Origin of the sequence: Methanohalophilus sp. RSK, assembly GCF_003722075.1 — an archaeon.
Taxonomy (GTDB): domain Archaea; phylum Halobacteriota; class Methanosarcinia; order Methanosarcinales; family Methanosarcinaceae; genus Methanohalophilus.
Genome location: NZ_RDSK01000002.1, coordinates 1 through 21391, shown reverse-complemented (window position 1 = coordinate 21391; position 21391 = coordinate 1). Strand labels below are relative to the sequence as shown.

Genomic DNA, 21391 nt, shown 5'->3' with positions numbered 1-21391 from the left:
CTCATTTTAGTAACACTTAAATCACAAATATTATAATTATTATTGAAATAAAACATATTAATTAATACTGCTATGCATATTGTTTTTTATAACACATGATCATTTATATCTATTTTACTTGTTTTGTTGAGTCAATAATTTTAGTTTAGTATCTATTAAACGCATATTACATATGAATTTTACTTATTATTTTTAACACTAAAGTTGTATTTGATTATAATAAAATCCCTTATAGTAACACCCTAACTTCACATCGACAAAATCTGTCAATGTTTTTGAAAACAAAAAATGCAAGGATTACACTGAAGTAGTAAACGAACTAAAGCTAAATGAAATAGAGAAAGAATATCTTATACAAAGGCCAACCATGCAACAAAAACAGAGAATAATCAATGCACTGGATCACAAACCGGTAGATAAAATTCCTGCAGGATTGTTCACAACCGCTGCTCCACTGGAAATCATGGAATCCTGTGGTGTTGCCAGACCCGAAGCCGACCATGATCCTGAAAAGATGGCTGAGCTGGCAATAGCCACCCAGAGTACCCCTGAATTTGAGACAATACGCTACCCCTTTGACTCAACAGTACTGGCAGAAAGTTTCGGCTGCAAGATTCACAGGGGATCAAAGGATATACCTCCCGCTGTACTCGAAGAACTGGAGACCAGCATTGAAGACATAGAAGTTCCTGAAGATTTGATGCAAAGAGGAAGAATGCCTGCAATTCTTGAAGCCACACATATTATAAAAAGGCAAGTCGGGAATGAAGTTCCACTTATATGTGGTTTTGCCGGTCCTGTAGACCTTGCTGTTAATCTGATGGGCATGAAGCCTTTCCTGTTAAAAATACTGAAAGAACCACATAAAATAGAAAGATTGATGGAAGTCACTACCCGGGCATGCATAAAGGCTGCTAATGAAAGCCTGGAAGCAGGAGCAGATGTGATATGTTTCGGAGAAGCAGTTGTTTCCCCCGACATTGTTCCACCGGCTATGTTTAAGTCCGTAATAAAATCACACTATAGACAACTTGTAGATTCTGTTAACGGGAAATGTGTAATCCATGTATGCGGGAAAGCCGATCCCATAATAAAAGATATTGCAGAATGTGGATTTTGTGGCATAAGCGTGGAAGAAAGTATTGAAGATCTGCAATACGCCATTCAAATGGCACATGAAGGCGGTGCTGCACTGATAGGCAATGTTTCAACTTCCACTACCATATACAATAAAACTGCTGAAGAAGTAAAAGCAGAAGCGTTGAAATGTCTGGGGGCAGGTGTGGACATCCTGGCCCCAGGTTGCGGAATCGCACCACAATCACCCATAAAGAATATGCAGGCTCTTGCACAGGCACGTAATGAATTCTGCGGGGAAAGATAAAAAACGGATCAAGAAGTAATTTATTTCTTAAAAGGTGTAATGAATGAAAGTAATAATCATTGGCGGATTCCTGGGCAGCGGTAAAACTACTACCCTGCTTAAATTGGGCAAATATCTCAATGATAAAGGCGAAAAAATCGCTATTATCGTAAATGAGATAGGTGAAATCGGAGTTGACGGGACAACACTGGATATAGAAGGAGTGGAAACCCGGGAAATCACCAACGGATGTATTTGCTGCACTTTGAAAATAGATATGGAACAGGCACTTGACTCCCTTGCCGAGGAATATGGGCCGGACACGGTAATTATTGAACCTACAGGTGTTGCGTTCCCCCGACAGATCAAAGAAGAAATTGAATTGATGAAAATTGCAGATATGGAGTTTTCCCCAATAATAAACCTGATAGATGGCAGCAGGTTCGATCTGGAAATAGAACAGGTTCCAAAATTCATAAAGACCCAGATAGAGGATGCAGATATTCTGGGCATTAACAAGATAGACGTTGCGACAGATGAACAGATCAACAAGGTCAAAGCTTTGTTGCAGCACTATAATAATAATGATGCAAGAATTCTGGAATTTTCGGCAAAGGAAAATGAAGGAAATTTTGAAGAATTAATAGAAACCATAAGTGGAGAAGGAAAACAAAGAGAGCATTCCGCAAAACAAAATTCTATTGCCGAATCAAATGTATCATCCCATGCCATTGAATTTGCAATTGAGTCAAATGATCTGGAAATCAAGAAGGGACATGAGCTGGCAAATGGAATTGTTGATTCAATCCTCAGCCAGTTCATTCATCTGAATCCGGATTTCATCGGCCATATAAAAATGTCCATGGACCTGCCGGAAACTTTCCTGAAAATCAGTCTCACATCATCTACAAACAAACCTGAAATAGAAATTTTTGAGAGGGAAAATGTTGCGAACCCAAAGGTTAGAGCATTGGCAGCTGTGACAAATATCAGACAGGATGAAGTAGTCAAAATCCTGGAAAATACTATTGAAGAAACGTTTACAGAAATGGGAATTGCCCTTCAGAGAATCCAGCAACATACAGACACAAAGAATATCATTAACCTGTGCGATAATTCTATATAAACAGAACCGGGGGATCTAACAATAACTGATAACAAATCGGAGCAAAATCAGAGAGTGATGCCTATATGGGTATCTGCAGGAGCTATTGCGGGTGCACTCTACGGCAACCTGTTACTTGGACCGTCTATCGGGAGTGTGGGGCTTGGCACCATAATGGGTATAGCAATTGGGTCAATTGGAGGTGTTTCTTTCGGATTATCACAAATCCGAAAACAAAAAGGAGATGACAGATATTCTTTTGAAGGTGAAGAGAACCTCATGAAGATAATGGGAGCAGTCGCTATCATCCTTTTTGTAATTACTCTTGCTATGTTGTTCTGACCGGAGGAAGAATGCCGATAAAGGGGATCAACATTCCTGAAATGAGTCATACAGCCTATTATGTTATATGAGTAACTTATATATCATTTGCAAACAAATAAATGTGTTAACAATTGTGAATCCGCCGATGTAAGAACTATCCAGGGGAAAAAAATGACAACAATAGAAGTAGATACCAGAGGGGAAACCTGCCCGGTCCCGCTAGTCGAATGCAGGAAAGCACTGAGAAAAGCTGCACCCGGAGATGAGGTCATAGTCACCGGCACCCATCCTGCTTCAAAGAAAGAGATACCAATGGCCTGTGAATCCATGGGGCTTGAAATTATCGGTATCGACGAAGAAAACGATGAGTGGAAAATCAGAATAAAGCGCTAAAAGGATTGGTTTCTGTGAGCAACAAAGCAGTCATAATAGTCCATAGCGGGGATATGGATAAACTGTACAGTGCACTCATTATTGCAAATGGTTCACTGTCAATGGGAATGGAAGCTTCCCTGTATTTTACTTTCTGGGGTCTTGAGAGGTTAAAAAAAGGAGGACTCGAAAAGGGCCCCTTATCAAAAATGAATTTCCTGGGGCTTGGCAAATGGATGGTCAAAAGCAGGATGAAAAAGGCCAATGTAGCTCCTCTTGAAAAAATGATGACCGATTTCAAGGAACTGGGGGGTAAAATAATTGCCTGTGAAATGACCATGGAAATTATGGGGGTCAAGCAAGAACAGCTGCGTACCGAATGGATTGACGAATATGGTGCGGTGGGTACCTATGTCCATGAAGCAAAGAATGCAGAGATTACATTGTTTATCTGAGGAGTTGTATGGAAGACAAAACCGCTTATTTTGATAATTCCGCAAGCACACGGCTGGATGAAAGAGTCTTTGAGGCAATGAAACCATATTATTTTGATACGTATGCAGTGGCAACATCAGAATTTGCCTATTCGATGGGAATTGATGCAAAGGAAGCACTTGAAGAAGCGAGATCTACCATTGCAGATTCATTAAATGCTTCACCGGGAGAAATTGTATTCACATCCGGAAGCACCGAATCAAGCAATATGGCAATAAAGGGAGTAACATCTGCACTTAAAAATAAGGGAAGACACCTGATTGTCTCAAAGATCGAGGATTTCCCCGTCCTTAACACCGCAAAATCACTGGAAAAACAGGGGTTTGAAGTCGATTTCATTGAAGTGGACGACACAGGTCGGCTAAATACAGAACAACTTGCAGAGACGATCACAGACGAAACTGTTCTCGTCTCGATACAGCATGCCAATCAGGAAATAGGTACGCTGCAGGACCTGGAAAGCATTTCAAGCATATGCAGGGAGAAAGGAGTACTTCTGCATACAGATGCTACCCATAGTTTCACACGTGTTCCAATAGATGTGCAACAAATTCCTGTGGACCTGATAACGATTGCATCACATACCATACATGGACCCCGTGGTGTTGGAGGCCTCTATATACGCAAAGGCACGCCTATCAACAAATGGATGGATGGTGGATTCCAGGAATTCAACCTCAGGGCAGGCCTTGAAAATATACCGGGGGCTGTGGGATTTGCAAAAGCAGTCGAACTTGTGACAGAAGAGGAAAACAAGCAGATCAAAGCACTGAGAGACCACCTTATAGAAAGAATATCCAGTGAAATTACGGATGTAATATTAAACGGAAGTAAGGAACACAGGAGTCCACATAATGCCAACATAACGTTCCATTATGTAGAAGGTGAATCACTTACCCTCCATCTGGATATGCGTGGATTTGCAGTCAACACGGGTTCTGCGTGCTTTAGCCGCTCCCTTGAAGCAAGCCACGTTATACTGGGCATAGGGGGAGACCATGAAAGGGCTCATGGGTCATTGCGCTTTACCTTCAGTCGTTACAATACCCTTGAGGAAACCGATACCATTGTGGATGCGATTAAGGAAATCGTTGCTCAATTAAGAGAGATTAGTCCATTGTACGAGAAAAAGTGAGGTGTTTAATGTGAAATTCCCTTACAGCGAAAAAGTTCTTGATCACTTTAAAAACCCGCGGAATGTGGGTAAAATAGAAAACCCGGACGGCAAGGGGCTGGAAGGAAGTCCGGCATGTGGTGACATGGTGGCAGTATACCTGAATGTCAATCCCGAAACCCTGGTGATAGAGGATATAAAATTTGAATCCTATGGATGTGCATCCAATATCGCTACAGCTTCCATAATTACGGAAATGACCAAGGGAAAGACCCTGGATGAAGCCAAAAATATCTCATGGAAGCAGGCCACCGAAGAATTAGGAGGGCTGCCCACCGTAAAAGCACACTGTTCAGTACTGGCTGTGGAAGGTTTAAGGGCGGCAATACGGGATTATGAAGAAAAGCACGGTCTTGTGAGTGAGAAAGAAACTACTACTGAAGAAGTTGTCAGAAGGCGGCTGAAACATGTCATGAATCCCATGGCAGGGCTGGACATCATCAGGACGGAACTTGTGACAAAGATAGAGATCAATGAGGGTTCGGTGAGAATACTTATAGACCTCCCTTCAGATCACCAGTTCGCATCGGCTATTAAAGAGGATATTCTGGAGAAAGTAGAGTCACTCTGGGATATCGAAGAAGTGAATGTAGTTTTCACAGAATAATTACAGAAGAGGAGGAATATAGGATTACAATCGATATTCTGGGAATCTGTGCAAGTCCAAGAAAGGGAGGCAATACCGACGTGTTGCTGGATGAAGTTATGGAAGGCGCAAAGAGAAACGGTGCTACAGTCGAGATAGTACATCTGCGAGACTACAGTATCGAATCCTGCGTGGGATGTGAAAGATGCCGGCAGGATAAGACCTGTACCCGCTTCCATGACGGGATGAATTTACTGTATCCAAAGATCGAAGAAGCAAAGGGTATGGTTCTTGGCTCCCCTACATACAATTACAACGTTACCTCCCTTATGAAAACCTTCATAGACCGCCTCTACCCCTACTACAATTTCACAGATGACAGACCACGTGAGTATTCCAGTCGGCTGGCAGAGCAGGGGAGACGTGCCTGCGTTTTCACCATTGGAGAACAACCAATCATTGAAGATATCGGATTTAGTCTGGAAGCCATGAGTTATCCGCTGGAAGCCCTGGGATACACAGTGGATAAGGCGATGCCTGTGCTTAACCAATTTGACAGGGGAGTTGTCAAAAAGGATGAAGCAGCGCTTAAAAAGGCTTTCGAAATGGGCGAGGAACTTGCAGGGAAATTAAAGTGAAGTAGGGCCTGTTGGATTGATAATTAAAATACATTTGTTATTGAAGAATCACAGGCACACATGAAGAAAAGCTGGAACAAATGAGGAATTTGAGAGATGCAATAAAAAAGAGAGTGGAACAATTCGTAGAAGAAACAAGCGGATTTTCTGAAGGCTCAAAATAATCAATTCCAGAATACTTTTTAAGTGGAGGGCATAAATCACCCCACATAATGCTTTTTTATTTCTCATTCACATAAGGATAAACTATATAAGAAACCCTTATCACAGCAATAGCAATAATCATTTTAATAAAGATGCACCCTGAGTGTATCGTCTTTATTTTACAATTATTGAGGAGATAAAAATGGTATCAAAAGAAGTACCTTTTACTAAAGAAAAAGTACAGGAGATCGCGGAAAAATATCCCACTCCATTCCATCTCTATGATGAGAAAGGCATACTGGAAAATGTGGAAAAACTTAAAGAAGCCTTCGGGATTCTGGAAGGTTTTCAGGAATACTACGCTGTAAAAGCCCTCCCCAATCCTTATATACTCAAAATCCTGAAAAATCAGGGATTCGGTGCCGATTGCAGTTCCCTCCCCGAACTTGTACTTGCTGAAAAAGCGGGTATTGTTGGCGAAAATATTATGTTCAGCTCCAACGATACACCAGCAGAAGAGTTCGTCAAGGCAAAAGAACTGGGCGCTATAATCAATCTTGACGACATAAGCCATATCGATTACCTTGAAAAGCATGCAGGCCTGCCTGAAATGATCTGTTTCCGCTATAATCCCGGTGCACTAAAAAAAGGTAACAAGTTCATAGGCAATCCAGAAGATGCAAAATACGGTTTTACCCGGGAACAGCTCTTTGAAGGATACAAAAAACTTGCAGATAAAGGGGTCAAGAGATTCGGTATCCACACAATGGTAGCGTCCAATGAACTGGATCCTACCTATTTCATAGAAACTGCCAGGATCCTCTTTGAAGTTATCGCCGATATTTCAAAGGAACTCGGTATAAAATTCGAATTCGCGAATCTGGGAGGCGGTATAGGAATACCCTACGAGCCCGACCAGGAACCAGTCCCCTATGATGTTATAGCAAAGGGTGTTAAGGAAGAATATGATAAAATAATTTCCGCAAACGGCCTTGGCCCCCTCAGGATCTACCTTGAATGCGGGAGAGTAATCACTGGACCCTATGGATACCTTATCAGTAAAGTACGCCATCTCAAGCATACCTACAAGGATTTTGTAGGAATGGATGCCACAATGGCAAACCTTATGAGGCCGGGCGTTTACGGCGCTTACCACCATATAACTGTACTTGGCAAGGAAAACCAACCTCATGACCATACATATGATGTAACAGGTTCTCTCTGCGAAAACAATGACAAATTCGCCATAGACAGGAAACTGCCTGAAATCGAAATTGGTGACATCCTGGCAATGCATGATGCCGGAGCGCACGGCCATGCAATGGGATTCAATTATAATGGCAAATTACGCTCTGCTGAAATTTTGCTCAGGGAAGATGGCAGCTCTGTACAAATCAGAAGAGCAGAAACCATGGAAGACTATTTTGCCACACTGGATTTTAAAGGTCTTGAGAATTTTAAATGAAATGGCCTGAAAAAACAAATATAATCGGGTATGAAACCCGATTATTTTTTATACCACCGTGAAGGCAGCTCATATTCCAGGTTGGGATCGTATTCCTTTGGCAGGAAGAATTTCGTTCCCCGGTTGTCCAGAGTCTCTTCAAAACCCGGATCTATGGAATCAAGTTTCAGTTTGGTTGTCTCTGCCTCTGAAGATTTACCTATCCTATAAAGGGCAAACCGTTTATTGTAAAGCACAGAAGGGTTGTTCGGATCAATCGAAAGGGCCCGATCATAGCATTCTATTGCCTCATCAACATTGCCCATCATATTATTGGCAAATCCTTTGTTGTACCATGCAGAAATGCAATTGGGTTTCAACTCAAGTAGACGGTCATAATACATTATTGAACCTGCATAGCTACTCAACAGGTACTTGACAGTAGCCTTGTGATAGAGAGCGTCAACGTTGTTGGGTTCTATCTTTAGGATCTGGTCATATACAACATCGGCTTTATTGTACTCTCCAAGAAGGTATAGATCAAACCCTTTATGCTCCATTGCAGTGACATGCCGTGGATTAATGGCAAGTAACTGTTCAAAGCATTCGATTGCTTTCTGGTACTGTCCGATATTTTCAAAGGCCAGCCCTTTATTGAACAGTGCATCCTGGTTTTGAGGATCGGATTCCAGAATTTCATCATAAACAACTATTGCATCGCTGAAGCGACCCATCTTTTCAAGGTTGTCAGATTTGAGATACAGAGCATCCTGATTTGAAGGCTGATTATGAATGACAGTATCGATAGCATTCAGGGATACATCATACATCCTTGCTTTGTGTGCGGATTGGGCCAGCATATACCATGTGTCCATATCTTTTGGCTCCAAACTGAGATATTTCTGGTAAGCATTGGCTGCATTCCTGAAACTTCCAATTTTGTCGTATATAACTCCCCTGTTATACAAGGCATCCCCATTATCCGGATCATTCTCTACCACTCTTCCATAAGCATACAGAGCAGTCTGGAGGTTACCTGCCTTTTGTGATACTATTGCGTATTTGTGCCACAATTTTGCAGAATCAGAATTAACTGAAAGAGCCTGTTTAAACGCATCTGAAGAATCGGCCCATTGATTGTATTTTTTGAATAGATCCCCTTTACCTTCCCAGGCAGCTGCATAATCAGGTGCTATCATTGTAGCCATTTCAAATGAAGAGAGGGATTTATTGGTATTATTTACTGCTGACATCGTCATGGCGCGTGAATACCATAGGTATTCAGGAGCTGGCAGCTCACCATCTTCAATAGATGTAGGAGAAGCGACGGACACATCTTTCCCGTTTGCCATGATAGTTAGATCAAATCCATGACTCTTAAGGAAATCAAGGAATGGGGAATTACTTGTGTAATGAAAATTATTCTTCTGCTCTAATTCTTTTTGCTTGGATTCCGATAGCTTACTCTGATCAGTCCTTAGTTGATAACTAGCTGCTGAATGACCAGGATTCAGTTCAAGGACTTTTTCATAAGAAGTGATAGCTTCATCATATCTTCCAAGTTCATCCAGAACGGCCCCTCTTTCATACCACACCTGTGCTGAGGATGGCTCAAGTTCACAGACTTTATCATAAGCCTTTAAAGATTGCTCATATTTACCCAGTATTTTCAGGTCAACAGCCATTTCATACCAGGCAAGGGTATAGTTCTCATCCCTTTCTGTGACCTCATCATAGCTCTTTACCGCCTTTCCATACTCGCCTATCCTGTCTAGCAATACCGCCTGTTCATACCATACAGCAGGGGCGTCCGGTTCAAGATCAAGGGCTTCTTCGTAGTTATCGATAGCTTCGGAAAACTCACCATTGTTTTTAAGAATAGTAGCCTTTCGATACCATACGACGGCATAAGGTTCTGTTTCAAGTACTTCACTGTAGCATTCAAGTGCATCCTCATATTTTTCCAGCCTATAGAATGCTTCACCTTTATTGAACAGAGTTTGGGCAGACTCGGAATCAAACTGTGGTGTTTCATAAAAAAACTCATGGGAATCGGTTTCAATCATAATTGAGGGTGCCTCTGAAACACGTCCGATGCCACGTGCATGCTCCGGATTTAATTTCAGGGCCTGATCATAACATTCAATAGACTCCTCATACCTACCCATTTTATCCAGTAATTGCCCCTTAAGGTTCCATAGTGTCTTATTTTCCGGATCGTATTTCAGTGCCTGGTTGTAACAGGTTAGTGCATAATTATTCTGACCCAGCGCTTCAAGACTGCGGGCTTTGTATCTCCATGAATCCACATTGTAGGGTTGTATTTCAAGCACTCTGTCATAATATTCAACGGCCAGACTGTAATCATCCATTTTTTCTGCAACAAGGCCATACTTCAATAATAATTCAGAATTATTTGGCTCCCTTTGGAGGGCTTTATCATAATTATCCTGTGCTTTCTGGTACTCTCCCATAGCTTCATAGCATTCCCCCAGCTGTGCCCAGGAATCTGTTTTGGAGGGATTGATACGCAAAGCAGCCCGGAAATGCTCGATTGCATCTCCGTAATTGCCTTCATTTTTGTGATACAGACCTTTGTTATAGAGGTCTTCAGAATGATATCCATAAGCACTTAAGGCGGCATCCTGATATGTGAGCGAATCATTATAATTACCCTCTAAATAGCTTATTTTTCCTTTAAGGAATAGTATAGGCAATGATTCCAGATCCGGATTATCGACCATTTCAGTTATATTTTGATCAGCATCCTTCAGGTTTAAAAGAGCTTTTTCATAATACTGTGTGGCCTCATTCTCACGAGCCAGCTTTTCGAGACTCAGGCCAGCCATGTATAGGGCATAAGTAGAATTGGGATTGGAATCCAGGACCCTGTTGGAAACTTCCAGGGATTGATCATAGTTTCCTGCTAAGTAAAAAGATGAAATGTTCTCATATGTGTTATTATAAGAATACTGAGAATCATTTGTCTGAGAAATATTTACTTCATCCGAATAAAGGGATATATCATCATTCAAATTATCAACAGCAACAGCTGGATGACATAGAGTAATTGTCAAAAGTAAGACTAAAAATAATCTTAATAAAATGTTTTTGCACCCCATTATCATTTGAACCTACCACCACGGTCCATTAAATCAATTAATATAATACGATGCTTTACTAAAATTTAAAGTTATTGTCCGGATATAAACCATCACAGGACAATAAAAAAAGACATTATAATTTAATCAAATGGGTTTGGCAGTCCACATTCTTATTTGCCTATAATCAATATTGCCACCTATTTGTCTTGCTTTTTGCTATTTGGATTCGCATTCCTGCAAAAATGCACATTTACCAATCGTATTCCATATTACGCAATTTGAACAAAATATTTCTTTGTTTTCCTGAGAATAACCAAATTTTTCGATCTGGCACATTCAGTACTTAGCTAATTTTGAACATCTGAACTTAACAACACACCCCGATAGATTTATATGCGGCGAGAACGCCGCTATATGTCATTTCTACCATCCAATTCAAGGACCAGTAGTAAGCTCGAATTAAGACCAAAACAGTGTATTGATGCTGCTCTTAAACCACTTCTAGAGAATATCAACATCAGGATAAAACGGTTCACTTAGCTCTAAAGATCTATTTTACATTGCCATGTGTAGGCAGTGGATAAGAGTTCAGTTCATATGCATCAAAACACTATCAAGAGATTCCATGTGAGACATCTTAGAGATATCATCTCAGGAAACTAAGTTTTGAAGAACTTATCCAAACAAATCAAAGCATTCTTCTTCACAGTTCTGTCAAATCCGAAAGGTAAAAAAGGCAAATACGGATGTGAAAATCTTGGTCTTGTTTTTTATGGAGTTAAATAGCCTCCAAGGAAGGTTAGTAACGTCTACAGAAGACGGAATGCTTACGAATCATCTTACAGGATGAGAAATATTGTTAAACCAAGGACATCAACAAAAGATGCAACTTTCAGATATTTCTTTACAATAATATCATTCCTGCTCAGAAATTTATGGCTATATCTCCAGAAAAAGCATTTTATAATCGTAAAACCAGGTCCAATAACCATTGATGAAGAATGTCTCAAATGCAGTGACAATCTGACTTAAATGGTTGTATCAATTTTTTTCAATCTAATGAAAAAAAGACTTCCTTTACCATAAGGATTGTCGGTCACACCAACATTTCCATCATGAAGATCAACAATCTTCTTAACTATAAAAAGTCCAAGTCCAGTACCTTTTATATTGCCTTTATTTACACGAGTGAATCTGTCAAATACATAAGGTTTATCTTCATCAGAAATACCTTCTCCCTCATCAACTACTTCAATTTTCCAATAACTATTTTCATCAACGATTTTAATGATGATGGTACTTCCATCAGGACTATACTTGATAGAATTGGATATCAAATTCCTAAAAACCTCACCTATCATATTATTTGCCAGTACAGGATAATATCCTGACATTTCCAGATTTATATCCATCTGTTTTTGCTCTAATTGCAATTCAAAGCTATTTACAATTTCATTTATGATAAGTCCAAGGTCGAGATGTTCAACGTCTAAATCCTCAACATTTTCAAGTTTTGCCACCATGGATGCGCTTTCAACCATCTCAATGAGCCCTTTTGTACTATTAGTGATATTCTTAAGGAAACGCTTTTTTTGTTCATCTTCTTCCTTATCAAGCAAAAGCTGTGAATATCCCTGGATAGTATTAGCAGGATTTAGCAGATCATGGCGCATGATATCTGTAAACATATCCTTGAGCTCATTTGATTTTTTGAGTTCAATGTTTTTCAAATGAGTTTCTTCTGCCCTTTTTCTTTCTGTGATATCATTAAGAATGGCAATTAAATAGGTTTCACTCTTTATTTCCATGGACGAAAGTGATACTTCAAGAAATACCTTGTTAGAATTTTTCGTGTAACCTATAACTTCAATACGCTTATGAATGTTGTTTTTTTCAGAAATAGAACTCAAATATCTTTTAATATTTGCTGCTGAATTATGGTCCAACACTATATCAAATGGCTTTCCTATTAAATCAGATTCACCATATTTGAACAAGGATACATAAGCAGGATTTACATATTTTGTGATACCATTATGTGAAATATTAATTGCATCGTAAGAATTCACAAATATTTTACTGAACCATTCATTAGATTCTTCCATTTTCTTTAAGGAGACATTTAGATCAGATGCCATACTATTGAATGAATTTGAAAGTTCTCCTATCTCGTCATATGATTCAATATTTACTCGATGAGATAGGTTACCATTGGCGATTTCATTAGCACCTATATTCAATTTCTTGACAGGATTCGAGACAAATTTCCTTGTAATTCCAAAAAGCAGAATTTCCACAGAACCAATCATGAAGATTGCAAATAATAACAATTCCTGTTTCTCATTCTGAAGAGCTGCATACTGTTTATCCATTGGCAAAATAACACTTATTCCACCCCTTACATCGCCTACTCTATAACCACTGTGACACTTAATGCAAGTTTCTTTGACATAAAGGGGGGGCCATATAATGATAATACCTCGAATTGTTAGCAACTAATATTGTATGTTCATTTGTTGAACCATTTTCAAATTGTTTCAAAAACTCACGTTCTTTTTCTGTAGGAGCATTAGAAGGATTCACAGGATCAAGACTTGTAATTTTAAATTTGAAAAAATTACTATCGTTTGCATAATAAGATATTTCACGAGTCATAAGGGCAGGATTTTTCATTGTATAGGTTACCCCATCTACGGTTAAGATATCTGGATTTATACCGACGGTTTTGAGATAAGGGTTGGACTGCACACCTTCTTGTTTCTCGACAAAGACCCCCCCCATAATCACTATTCCAATGGCGAGTTGAAACTATTTGTTCAAAAGTAATTTCTGCTTTCCCTTCCATTTCAGAATAGGCATAATTTTCACTACTAACTGATATGTAGGCGAACATCAATATAAGCAAAATACCAACAGTGATTCCAGCTGAAAGCATGAATTTGGTATCGATACGTTGCAACAAACTGCTGCCCGAAGGTCCTTTCATAATAATTATAATATGATCTATGATAATATATAAGTATAGTAGGGAATCAATTTCTTCCATTTCTAATTAATTTTTTCCAAAAGGTTACCTCCATCTGGATATTTAGTTTTTCCTCAGAGGTACTGAGTAAATATGAGGAATCGATTAGAAGAGGGAAAATTAGGTAACTACTGACATTGTAACCCTTCATGTTAGCATATCAGAATTGGATCTATTCCAGCCTGATCTTTTTGAGTCCAGTAATGGCAGCATTCACATATCTGATACTTGTTGTTTTCCCTGAGATCTGTTCCGCAAACCGGGCAATTTTTTAAGAGATAGTCATATTGGTTCATTGTACCACTCCTTAATGCTCCATAAGGAAAGAACATTAATATATATTTTTGGAATATGAACTATAAAAATAGTGCATTAATATATAGTTAGTATGCATGATTTCTGGTTACAACCTGGAATCTGAATCGCTTCATGCAAGTCTTCAAAAATTAATGTTACTATTTGTGCACAAATACATATATAAAGATAAATTAAACTAAAAGATGACTTTTATAAATAATCAGTGCTTTATTAAACAAAAAATCTCTGATTTTCATGACAGGCTGGCCAAAATGCTTTACCGGAGAAGATAAAGGGAAAAACTATACCCCCTATTTCATAACTATCGCATTAGTTTCCATGCTCATATTTCCATTCTTAAGCAGAGAAATCTTACTCCTGATTTTTGCAGGTGCCGGTGTATATGGCTACATAACCAATAGCGATCGGAATATAACCAATCTTATTGTTTCAGTAGTTTTGCTACTTTTGATAAGTATTACTGCAAATCTCTATTCCTATTCCCTGCCAAAATACATAATTGTATCAGCAATACAGATCTCCACCATTGGCTTCACAAGTGCAACCATAGTGCGCTGCGGCGCCAAAAAGGACTTACAAGAAAATACCACCAATCTGCCATCAAGTCTTGCTTTATTAATAGCAGGGGGTTCTTCTGCCTTCATAGCAGGTTCATGGTATGCATACTGGACAGCCGCTGTATCATACGAACTTATATTTTTCATAGCAGTAATCGGAGCAATTACAGCAGCTCTATTTGAATCCATACCATCCTCTGTAGATCGGCTTTTTTCAATGACCCTCGGTTCGGCAATGGCAATGTGGATTCTTGCAGCCTTTGGTTACACAGTTGCTCCTTTACATTTACTGATTGCATTCATTTTTGCACTCTTTTTGGGGTATCTTGCATATCGCACTACTATAGCCGATATTTCCGCAGTGTTGAGTGCTACACTTATGGGAGTTTTGATTATTGTTTTTAGTAACATCCTCTGGTTTGTTTTACTACTTACCTTTTTCATACTCGGAGGAGTATTCACCAAATACAAATACAACTATAAGCTGGATATGGGCATCGCACAGGAGAAAGGCGGAGTAAGGACTTATGAAAATGTATTCAGCAACAGTACTGCAGCCCTTGTGCTTGCCATTGCATATGGCATATATCCCCAACATAGCAATCTAATAACATATGCTTTCCTGGGAACCGTAGCAACAGCTGCAGGGGACACCCTTGCAAGTGAAATCGGAACAACTGCACGCCAGACACCCAGGATGATAACAAACTTAAAATCTACAAAAACCGGTACCGATGGGGCTGTAACATCACTCGGAGAACTTGCAGCCTTTGGAGGAGCACTGGCAATAGGAATACTTGGAGCAGCCTTTGGATTTGTGGAGCATATAATTCCTGCCATACTTATTACATGTGCAGGCGGATGGGGAGGTACAAATATCGATAGTTTACTCGGTGCTACATTCCAGAAAAATGGTTACCTGTCCAATAGTGGAGTCAATTTTGTAGCAACTGCCACAGGTGCCCTCATATCCGGTATACTGTATATTCTTGTCCTCTAAGGACAAAAAAGATATACCTACCACAATAATATCTAACATATGAAAGTAGAGGGGATTGCCCGGGAAACACTGGAATTTATATTGAAAAGTAGTGAATCAACATATCCCCGGGAATTTGTGGGTTTACTGGAAACAGAAAAAGGTATAATAAGCAATGTGATGATTCTGCCCGGCACAGAGAGCAGTGAAATGAATGGAGTAATCAAATTATTCATGATGCCAAATGTACAATCCGTAGGTTCTGTGCACAGCCATCCGGGACCCGGTTACCGACCCTCAAATGCCGATCTTGTAATGTTTGGTAAAACCGGGGACTGGCATATAATTGTTGCCGAACCTTTCGATGAGAACAGCTGGCAATGCTATAACAGGGAGGGTTATCCTGTAGATCTGCCGGTACTTGATGTAGAATTGGACCAGCCGGAACTGCCCTGACAAAAATAAATATGAAAAAAATCGAATTCTTAAAAGGAGTGATAAATATGGAACCTGAAAACTATGTAATTAAAGAAGGACCAATACCACATGAAAATGCCAAATTTGGAGCCGGTCTTGTAATATTGATCCTGTACATTATTGTACTTGGAAGATGGCTGGGAATATTTTAATCCCATTACTTATTTTCCCGCAGGATCGAATATGTAAACCCTCCGAGCCAATAGCCGATCATTCCAAAAAGGAAAGCTGCGGGGATTAGTATAAGAGATTCATAACCCAAATCCAGTATCCATTCAAAAGCCATTATTACAAACAGGATAACAAAAAGAATATATCCTGCATATTTGGCACTCTTTTTGCCCAAATACATTTTGATCACTTTAAATCATCTGGCAGGCAGGTCCCCCAAAGCCACATCTTGACATCATAGTGTCTATTTGTTCTTCAGAAGAAAAATCATCATATGCTTTATTCGCCTCTTCCACGCTGGAATAAAGGCGTGCAAAGATACAATCCCAGCACCCATCATCACTTTTTACAATTGAATTATACTGATTGGTTTCAGCGGGTGCCCATATCAACACCTGCCCGCCGATTCCCTGCTGGGACTGGACTTCAATCTTCAACCTTCCAAGAGCCTTGGTTTCATGATTAATACTATTATTTTCTGCCATAGCATCCCAATATAATTCCATCATTTTTAACCTATTGGGTCACCGGAAACGATTTGTATTTAAAGATCAAAAACAAAATTCGACAGGTACTTAAAGAAGATAAATTAAAGAGGAAATGTGAAAGAAATAATGGGGGTAATTATTCCTATGCAGGACAAAAATCAAGAATACGAAAATCCCATAATAGTTTTTCTATGGAATGCAGAAAAGGACTGGCCGGTTGAATTTGTATCCGATAATATTCAGCAATTCGGATACAACGCCGATGATTTTATATCCGGGGACAAGACCTATGCACAGATAATCCATCCACACGATATCGATGAAGTCAGAGAAAACATACGTCGCATCTGTAAGGAAGGCATCAAAGAATACACCCATCGATACAGGATACTAACGGCTGATGATAAGGAAAGATGGGTTATGGAAAAAACCCTTGTGGAAAGAGACATCGAGGATGAACCCTGCCATTTCCAGGGTTTTGTAATGGATATCACAGGCCAGATGGATTCCGAAGAGATGAGTGTGGATATGATATCTACAAAAAGTCCTGTTGTAGCATTTGTCTGGAAAGTAGAAAAGGGGTGGCCGGTAAAATACGTTTCAGATGAAATTGAAAAGTATGGATACACGACCGAAGAATTCCTGTCCGGCAATCTTAATTACGGGGACATTATCCACAAAGACGATCTAAAAAGAGTAGAGGACGAACTGAGCAGGAGATGCCGCGAAGGATACAATGATTTCTATCAGGAATATCGGATATACACAAAAGAAGGCCAGATAGGCAAAGTTGCTGAAAGGACCCTTATAATTCGTGACGAGAATGGCAATCCTTCAAAATACCAGGGAATCATTGAAGACCTCTGATTCCCAGATAAATTATATATAAAATAATATTATATTTTAATAGTAAGTATGCGTGCCTACGTCAACAGAAAAGGTTTGAGAGATTATATAATATACACACTGGCCTTGCTTCCCATAGCCATGTTGTGTTACAAGCAACAGCTAACTCTTGGACCAATTTCATCATACCCTCTCTTTATAATCCTACTCCTGATGCCAATTGCATCAAATATAGAAATACCGATAACCAAAATCAGAACTCGCAAAAACCAGCATATGCATAGGGACGCCCTTCTTCTGGAGGAAACGTACGGAGTACCTGTGGTAAATGAACTTACTACAGGCACAAACCTGATCTATGATACAAAGATCACACTTAATATCGGTGGATTTGTAATTCCTATGTTAACAATTCTGTACCTACTGGTCAGTGAAATGGATTTTGTTGCATTGGAAATAATGCTCATAGTACTGGTTGTCGTTGCATTACTGGCTGATTTTGTTGATGGAGTAGGAGTAGCAATACCCGCATATGTAGGGATATTTACAATTCCACTGGCACTGATATTGGCCCCTCAGAATGCTGCTACTATCATATTCATCGCCGGGGCAGGCGGAATCATAGCAGGCTCTGTGGCATCCCTGATGGCCTTGAAAAGAGAAGAAAAAGGAAGCGGTTATATTGATATAGGTGGTGCAGCCTGCTTTCAGGCAATATACATAACCGCCTTAATGGCTGCATTAATATCCGGGTTCATTCCTTGAATAAGGACTAACATTCAATTGACTTCCAATTTTGTTTTGCAGGACTTTTGATGTTTGGATGGAGCGATATTTTTCAATCCCTTTCTCACCGAACCTGAATGATTGAGGAGTAGAATCTATTTTTGTGGCCCTCATTTTTTGTATGGCCATAACAGGAGTTAAGGTATTATCAATATCATTTAATTGTATGGAATCAAGAAATATGATACCATCACCCAGAAAATCATATTCATCAAAATCTTTGGTTTCAATACCATGCTTTTTTTCTGTTATTAAAAATGAAGTTATATTCCTATTCTTAATTGTCCTGTGTAACGAACGCCAGCCTCCGGAATTGCGGAATTGTTCAGGATTGCTAAAAACATTAAGGGAATCAAACACTATCCTGCGGGGCTTATACGTCTCAATAATCTCTGTGATCTCTTCAAAGGTCAACATCGACATCCCAAAAACTTCCAGGTAGCCATCATCGATGTATTTTGCAACATCCCAGCCAAATCTCATAAATTGTTGCACCAGCTGTGGAAGACGTTCTTCAAAGGAAAAAAGGACACATTTCTCTCCTTTGGTTACACCTTCCATAAGATATTGCATGCAAAGAGTGGTCTTTCCCGTACCAGGAGGACCTGTAACAATCACTGAGAAGCCTTCAGGTATACCCCCTTCCAGCATATCATCCAGCCCAACAATACCGGTACTTATCCGTTTTATTGAACATTGCAAATTACCGGCATCCATTTTTGACCTGAAGCGCCCCTTGTCAAGCGAGAGTAAAGCTTTCTCGAGTACAAGGTTTTTCGCACCAAGTTCTTTTTCATACCTATCAAGAACTTTAATGGCATCCGAACTGAGTGTCGTATGAACCGGATATTTGTTACGTACCATGCTATAAGGATATAGTCCATAGTGCATATAAAATTTTGCGCACCATGGACACAAAAAAAGAAAGTATGTACATCAATCGTCGTCTTTAACAGAGCCGGCACCCGGAAGGAAATTGCCCCTTCCTCGCCCTCCCACGATATCCCCATCCCAGATAATTTCCCCGCGGGAAATGGTATACTCAGGGAATATCCCCTCCATTCCTTCATACGGAGTCCATCCTGCCTTGCTGTGCAACATATCTGAATTAATAGGTTTCACATTTCGCGGATCCATTATTATTAAATCAGCATCATAGCCCTCGGCAAAAGCACCTTTTCCATGTTTGTCAAGTCCAAAGATTCTTGCCGGATTGCTGCTTGTGACTTCAATGAGACGTTTGAGAGGGAAAAGATTTCTTTTAACTCCCACCATCATAAGGGGCATAAGGGTTTCCACACCCGGTACACCAGATGGAGCGCTCTTAATGTCTCCCTCCTTCTCCGATTCCCTGTGAGGGGCATGATCTGAAGCTACAACATCTACTGTACCATCATTTATTCCATTAACAAGTGCTTTCACACTTTGCCGGTTCCTCAGAGGAGGATTCATTTTACCAAAAGTACCAAGTCTGTCCCAATCACGATCTGATAGGAAAAGGTGATGGGGAGCTACCTCAAAGCTTAAATGACGCGAAACATCCTCTTTTTCAAGAATGTATTTTTCCCTTTTTAACTGACCAAAAGCCTCCAGGGTACTGATGTGGCAAAAATGAGTATTTACGGATGTCAAACCGGACAGCTCAAGCGCATTCTTAACTGCCATTGCCTCACATTGATTGGAGCGAATCCGGGAATGGGACTGGGGAGTGAAGTCTTTCTTGAGTAAAATTTCATTATCGCATTTGATTTTTTCATCCTCGGCATGGATACAGGCCAGCGCTCCAAGTTGTTGAATCGTTTCAAGAGCCTCTTTTAGCAATTCTGAATCCAATCCCAAACCAGCAGTTGATTCGGCCATGAAAATTTCACCGAAAGCCGTAATACCCAGCCCCCAGAGACTTTCCAGTTTTTCAATGTTCTTTCCCACACCACCATTAATTCCAAAATCAATGATGGATTTACGGTTTGCCAGTTTGAATTTTTCCCTGAAAGATTTTCTGTCAAGAACCGGCGGCAATGTGTTTGGGTGTTCCACAACTGTCCCAATACCACCTGCAGCAGCCGCACAGCTTCCTGAATACCAATCTTCTTTGTGAGTCATACCGGGCTCCCGGAAATGCACATGTACATCGATGCCTGCTGGAATAGTAAGTCCCCCGTGTGCATCAATCCGTCTGTCCGCCTCCTCGCCCTTTAGATTTTTGGCAATTTTTTTTATTTTACCTTCATCTATGAGCACTTCGCCGGGTTGCAACTGATTTTTATAAAAAACTTTAGTGTTCTTAATTAATATATCATTCATGCTCTTCCCTTCGACTAGTTATTGGTAGGTATGCATATTATTTTTCCCATTTTACATCTTCTGACCGGATGGAAATAATGATTTAAATTTTATATATAGATAAGTAGAACAAAGTATATATTAATGAAACACATTACTTATTTTGGTGGAGGAAGTGATAGACAATATGAAATGCATTGAGAAAAATGAAAGGGGAATTAAATCCCAAAAAGGTAATCCGAACATTTCCCATACTATATATAGGGGAAGGATTAACGGAAACCTTGACAATGAAGAAATGGACCTTTACAGGTTCCTTATAGGTGGAATCGAAGGAAAATGAGTACAAAAACAATGGCTAACATAGTGCCAGGCAATGTACAATGTTATTTTTGTAGCTCATATCTTGAGAACAGACGCCTGGGAAATATGGCCATATACTTTTGCAACAATTGCAATCATATAATACCAAAAAAGATCGAGCCCAACTTTGACAGTTTTATTTTTAATCAACTGAATGTCTCTCTTTTTAGGTTCTATTCTAATCTCTATGTTTATCTTTTTTCTTCTAGTCGTTCGCTAGCGTCTTTTCTTTCTTCCATGCTTGTTTTTATAATTTTATCCATTTTTTGCCCCATTGATTTGACAGTATCACATAAGTCATTGGATTGTGTTTTTTCTGATTTTTGCCCATTTTTTGGACAAAGAATTT

The 21391-nt window shown here is 39.7% G+C and carries 22 protein-coding genes; 15 read left to right on the top strand and 7 right to left on the bottom strand.

Features of this window, described 5'->3' with window-relative positions; translation table 11 throughout:
- The first annotated feature begins 367 nt into the window (after positions 1-367).
- The 9 genes from mtaA to lysA all read left to right on the top strand — a co-directional run bounded on the left by mtaA (position 368) and on the right by lysA (position 7666).
- A complete protein-coding gene (gene mtaA / locus EFE42_RS01775; RefSeq protein ID WP_123135637.1) occupies positions 368-1384 on the top strand; it encodes a methylcobamide:CoM methyltransferase MtaA in 1017 nt (338 codons plus the stop codon).
- A gap of 43 nt (positions 1385-1427) precedes the next feature.
- Positions 1428-2489 (top strand): GTP-binding protein, encoded by a 1062-nt coding sequence (locus tag EFE42_RS01770; RefSeq protein WP_123135636.1) that lies wholly within the window; start codon positions 1428-1430, stop codon positions 2487-2489.
- 57 nt (positions 2490-2546) lie between these two features.
- The gene (locus EFE42_RS01765) at positions 2547-2810 is read left to right on the top strand and encodes a hypothetical protein (RefSeq protein ID WP_123135635.1); all 264 of its coding nucleotides are present in this window, start codon (positions 2547-2549) and stop codon (positions 2808-2810) included.
- A gap of 153 nt (positions 2811-2963) precedes the next feature.
- Entirely contained in the window at positions 2964-3185 is a 222-nt protein-coding gene (locus tag EFE42_RS01760) for a sulfurtransferase TusA family protein (RefSeq protein WP_123135634.1), read from the top strand.
- Positions 3186-3199: 14 nt separating this feature from the next.
- Positions 3200-3619 (top strand): DsrE/DsrF/DrsH-like family protein, encoded by a 420-nt coding sequence (locus tag EFE42_RS01755; RefSeq protein WP_123135633.1) that lies wholly within the window; start codon positions 3200-3202, stop codon positions 3617-3619.
- A gap of 8 nt (positions 3620-3627) precedes the next feature.
- Complete coding sequence (locus tag EFE42_RS01750; RefSeq protein ID WP_123135632.1) at positions 3628-4794, top strand: cysteine desulfurase family protein; 1167 nt, start codon at positions 3628-3630, stop codon at positions 4792-4794.
- A gap of 10 nt (positions 4795-4804) precedes the next feature.
- Complete coding sequence (locus EFE42_RS01745) at positions 4805-5440, top strand: iron-sulfur cluster assembly scaffold protein (protein WP_123135631.1); 636 nt, start codon at positions 4805-4807, stop codon at positions 5438-5440.
- Positions 5437-6057, top strand: coding sequence for a flavodoxin family protein (locus tag EFE42_RS01740; RefSeq protein WP_370448645.1), 621 nt, complete (start codon positions 5437-5439; stop codon positions 6055-6057). The genes EFE42_RS01745 and EFE42_RS01740 overlap by 4 nt, the downstream gene beginning before the upstream one ends.
- A gap of 346 nt (positions 6058-6403) precedes the next feature.
- Positions 6404-7666 carry a diaminopimelate decarboxylase gene (gene lysA, locus EFE42_RS01735; RefSeq protein ID WP_123135629.1) on the top strand — a complete coding sequence of 421 codons (1263 nt, stop codon included), beginning with the start codon at positions 6404-6406 and terminating at the stop codon, positions 7664-7666.
- A 41-nt stretch (positions 7667-7707) separates the two neighbouring features.
- On the opposite strand, the gene EFE42_RS01730 is transcribed toward lysA, so the two are convergent.
- The 3 genes from EFE42_RS01730 to EFE42_RS01715 all read right to left on the bottom strand — a co-directional run bounded on the left by EFE42_RS01730 (position 7708) and on the right by EFE42_RS01715 (position 13530).
- Positions 7708-10722, bottom strand: a complete 3015-nt coding sequence (locus EFE42_RS01730; RefSeq protein WP_158599170.1) for a tetratricopeptide repeat protein — start codon at positions 10720-10722, stop codon at positions 7708-7710.
- Positions 10723-11777: 1055 nt separating this feature from the next.
- Positions 11778-13121 carry an ATP-binding protein gene (locus tag EFE42_RS01720; protein WP_123135626.1) on the bottom strand — a complete coding sequence of 448 codons (1344 nt, stop codon included), beginning with the start codon at positions 13119-13121 and terminating at the stop codon, positions 11778-11780.
- Positions 13122-13179: 58 nt separating this feature from the next.
- On the bottom strand, positions 13180-13530 hold the full coding sequence (locus EFE42_RS01715) for a DUF3365 domain-containing protein (RefSeq protein WP_123135625.1): 351 nt from the start codon (positions 13528-13530) through the stop codon (positions 13180-13182).
- A 796-nt stretch (positions 13531-14326) separates the two neighbouring features.
- On the opposite strand from EFE42_RS01715, the gene EFE42_RS01710 reads away from it, so the two are divergent.
- Genes EFE42_RS01710 through EFE42_RS10460 form a run of 3 tightly spaced genes read left to right on the top strand, consistent with a single transcriptional unit; the run spans position 14327 to position 16257 of the window.
- The gene (locus EFE42_RS01710) at positions 14327-15649 is read left to right on the top strand and encodes a TIGR00297 family protein (protein ID WP_199724068.1); all 1323 of its coding nucleotides are present in this window, start codon (positions 14327-14329) and stop codon (positions 15647-15649) included.
- A gap of 39 nt (positions 15650-15688) precedes the next feature.
- The gene (locus EFE42_RS01705) at positions 15689-16084 is read left to right on the top strand and encodes a Mov34/MPN/PAD-1 family protein (protein ID WP_123135624.1); all 396 of its coding nucleotides are present in this window, start codon (positions 15689-15691) and stop codon (positions 16082-16084) included.
- An 11-nt stretch (positions 16085-16095) separates the two neighbouring features.
- Positions 16096-16257 carry a hypothetical protein gene (locus EFE42_RS10460; RefSeq protein WP_158599169.1) on the top strand — a complete coding sequence of 54 codons (162 nt, stop codon included), beginning with the start codon at positions 16096-16098 and terminating at the stop codon, positions 16255-16257.
- 5 nt (positions 16258-16262) lie between these two features.
- On the opposite strand, the gene EFE42_RS01700 is transcribed toward EFE42_RS10460, so the two are convergent.
- Positions 16263-16466, bottom strand: coding sequence for a hypothetical protein (locus EFE42_RS01700; RefSeq protein ID WP_148039240.1), 204 nt, complete (start codon positions 16464-16466; stop codon positions 16263-16265).
- A gap of 1 nt (position 16467) precedes the next feature.
- Positions 16468-16761 carry a hypothetical protein gene (locus EFE42_RS01695; RefSeq protein WP_148039239.1) on the bottom strand — a complete coding sequence of 98 codons (294 nt, stop codon included), beginning with the start codon at positions 16759-16761 and terminating at the stop codon, positions 16468-16470.
- 117 nt (positions 16762-16878) lie between these two features.
- Here EFE42_RS01695 and EFE42_RS01690 point away from each other — a divergent pair, with 117 nt between their 5' ends.
- Positions 16879-17631 (top strand): PAS domain-containing protein, encoded by a 753-nt coding sequence (locus tag EFE42_RS01690; RefSeq protein ID WP_123135621.1) that lies wholly within the window; start codon positions 16879-16881, stop codon positions 17629-17631.
- 192 nt (positions 17632-17823) lie between these two features.
- Positions 17824-18375: a DUF1614 domain-containing protein gene (locus EFE42_RS01685; RefSeq protein WP_233564685.1), complete on the top strand. Its 552-nt coding sequence runs from the start codon at positions 17824-17826 to the stop codon at positions 18373-18375.
- Here the strand turns inward: EFE42_RS01685 and EFE42_RS01680 are convergent.
- Positions 18352-19260: an ATPase domain-containing protein gene (locus EFE42_RS01680; RefSeq protein WP_123135619.1), complete on the bottom strand. Its 909-nt coding sequence runs from the start codon at positions 19258-19260 to the stop codon at positions 18352-18354. The genes EFE42_RS01685 and EFE42_RS01680 overlap by 24 nt on opposite strands.
- 72 nt (positions 19261-19332) lie before the next feature.
- Positions 19333-20700: a dihydroorotase gene (locus EFE42_RS01675; RefSeq protein WP_123135618.1), complete on the bottom strand. Its 1368-nt coding sequence runs from the start codon at positions 20698-20700 to the stop codon at positions 19333-19335.
- A 166-nt stretch (positions 20701-20866) separates the two neighbouring features.
- Here EFE42_RS01675 and EFE42_RS10455 point away from each other — a divergent pair, with 166 nt between their 5' ends.
- Entirely contained in the window at positions 20867-21022 is a 156-nt protein-coding gene (locus tag EFE42_RS10455) for a hypothetical protein (RefSeq protein WP_158599168.1), read from the top strand.
- Positions 21023-21391: the final 369 nt, after the last annotated feature.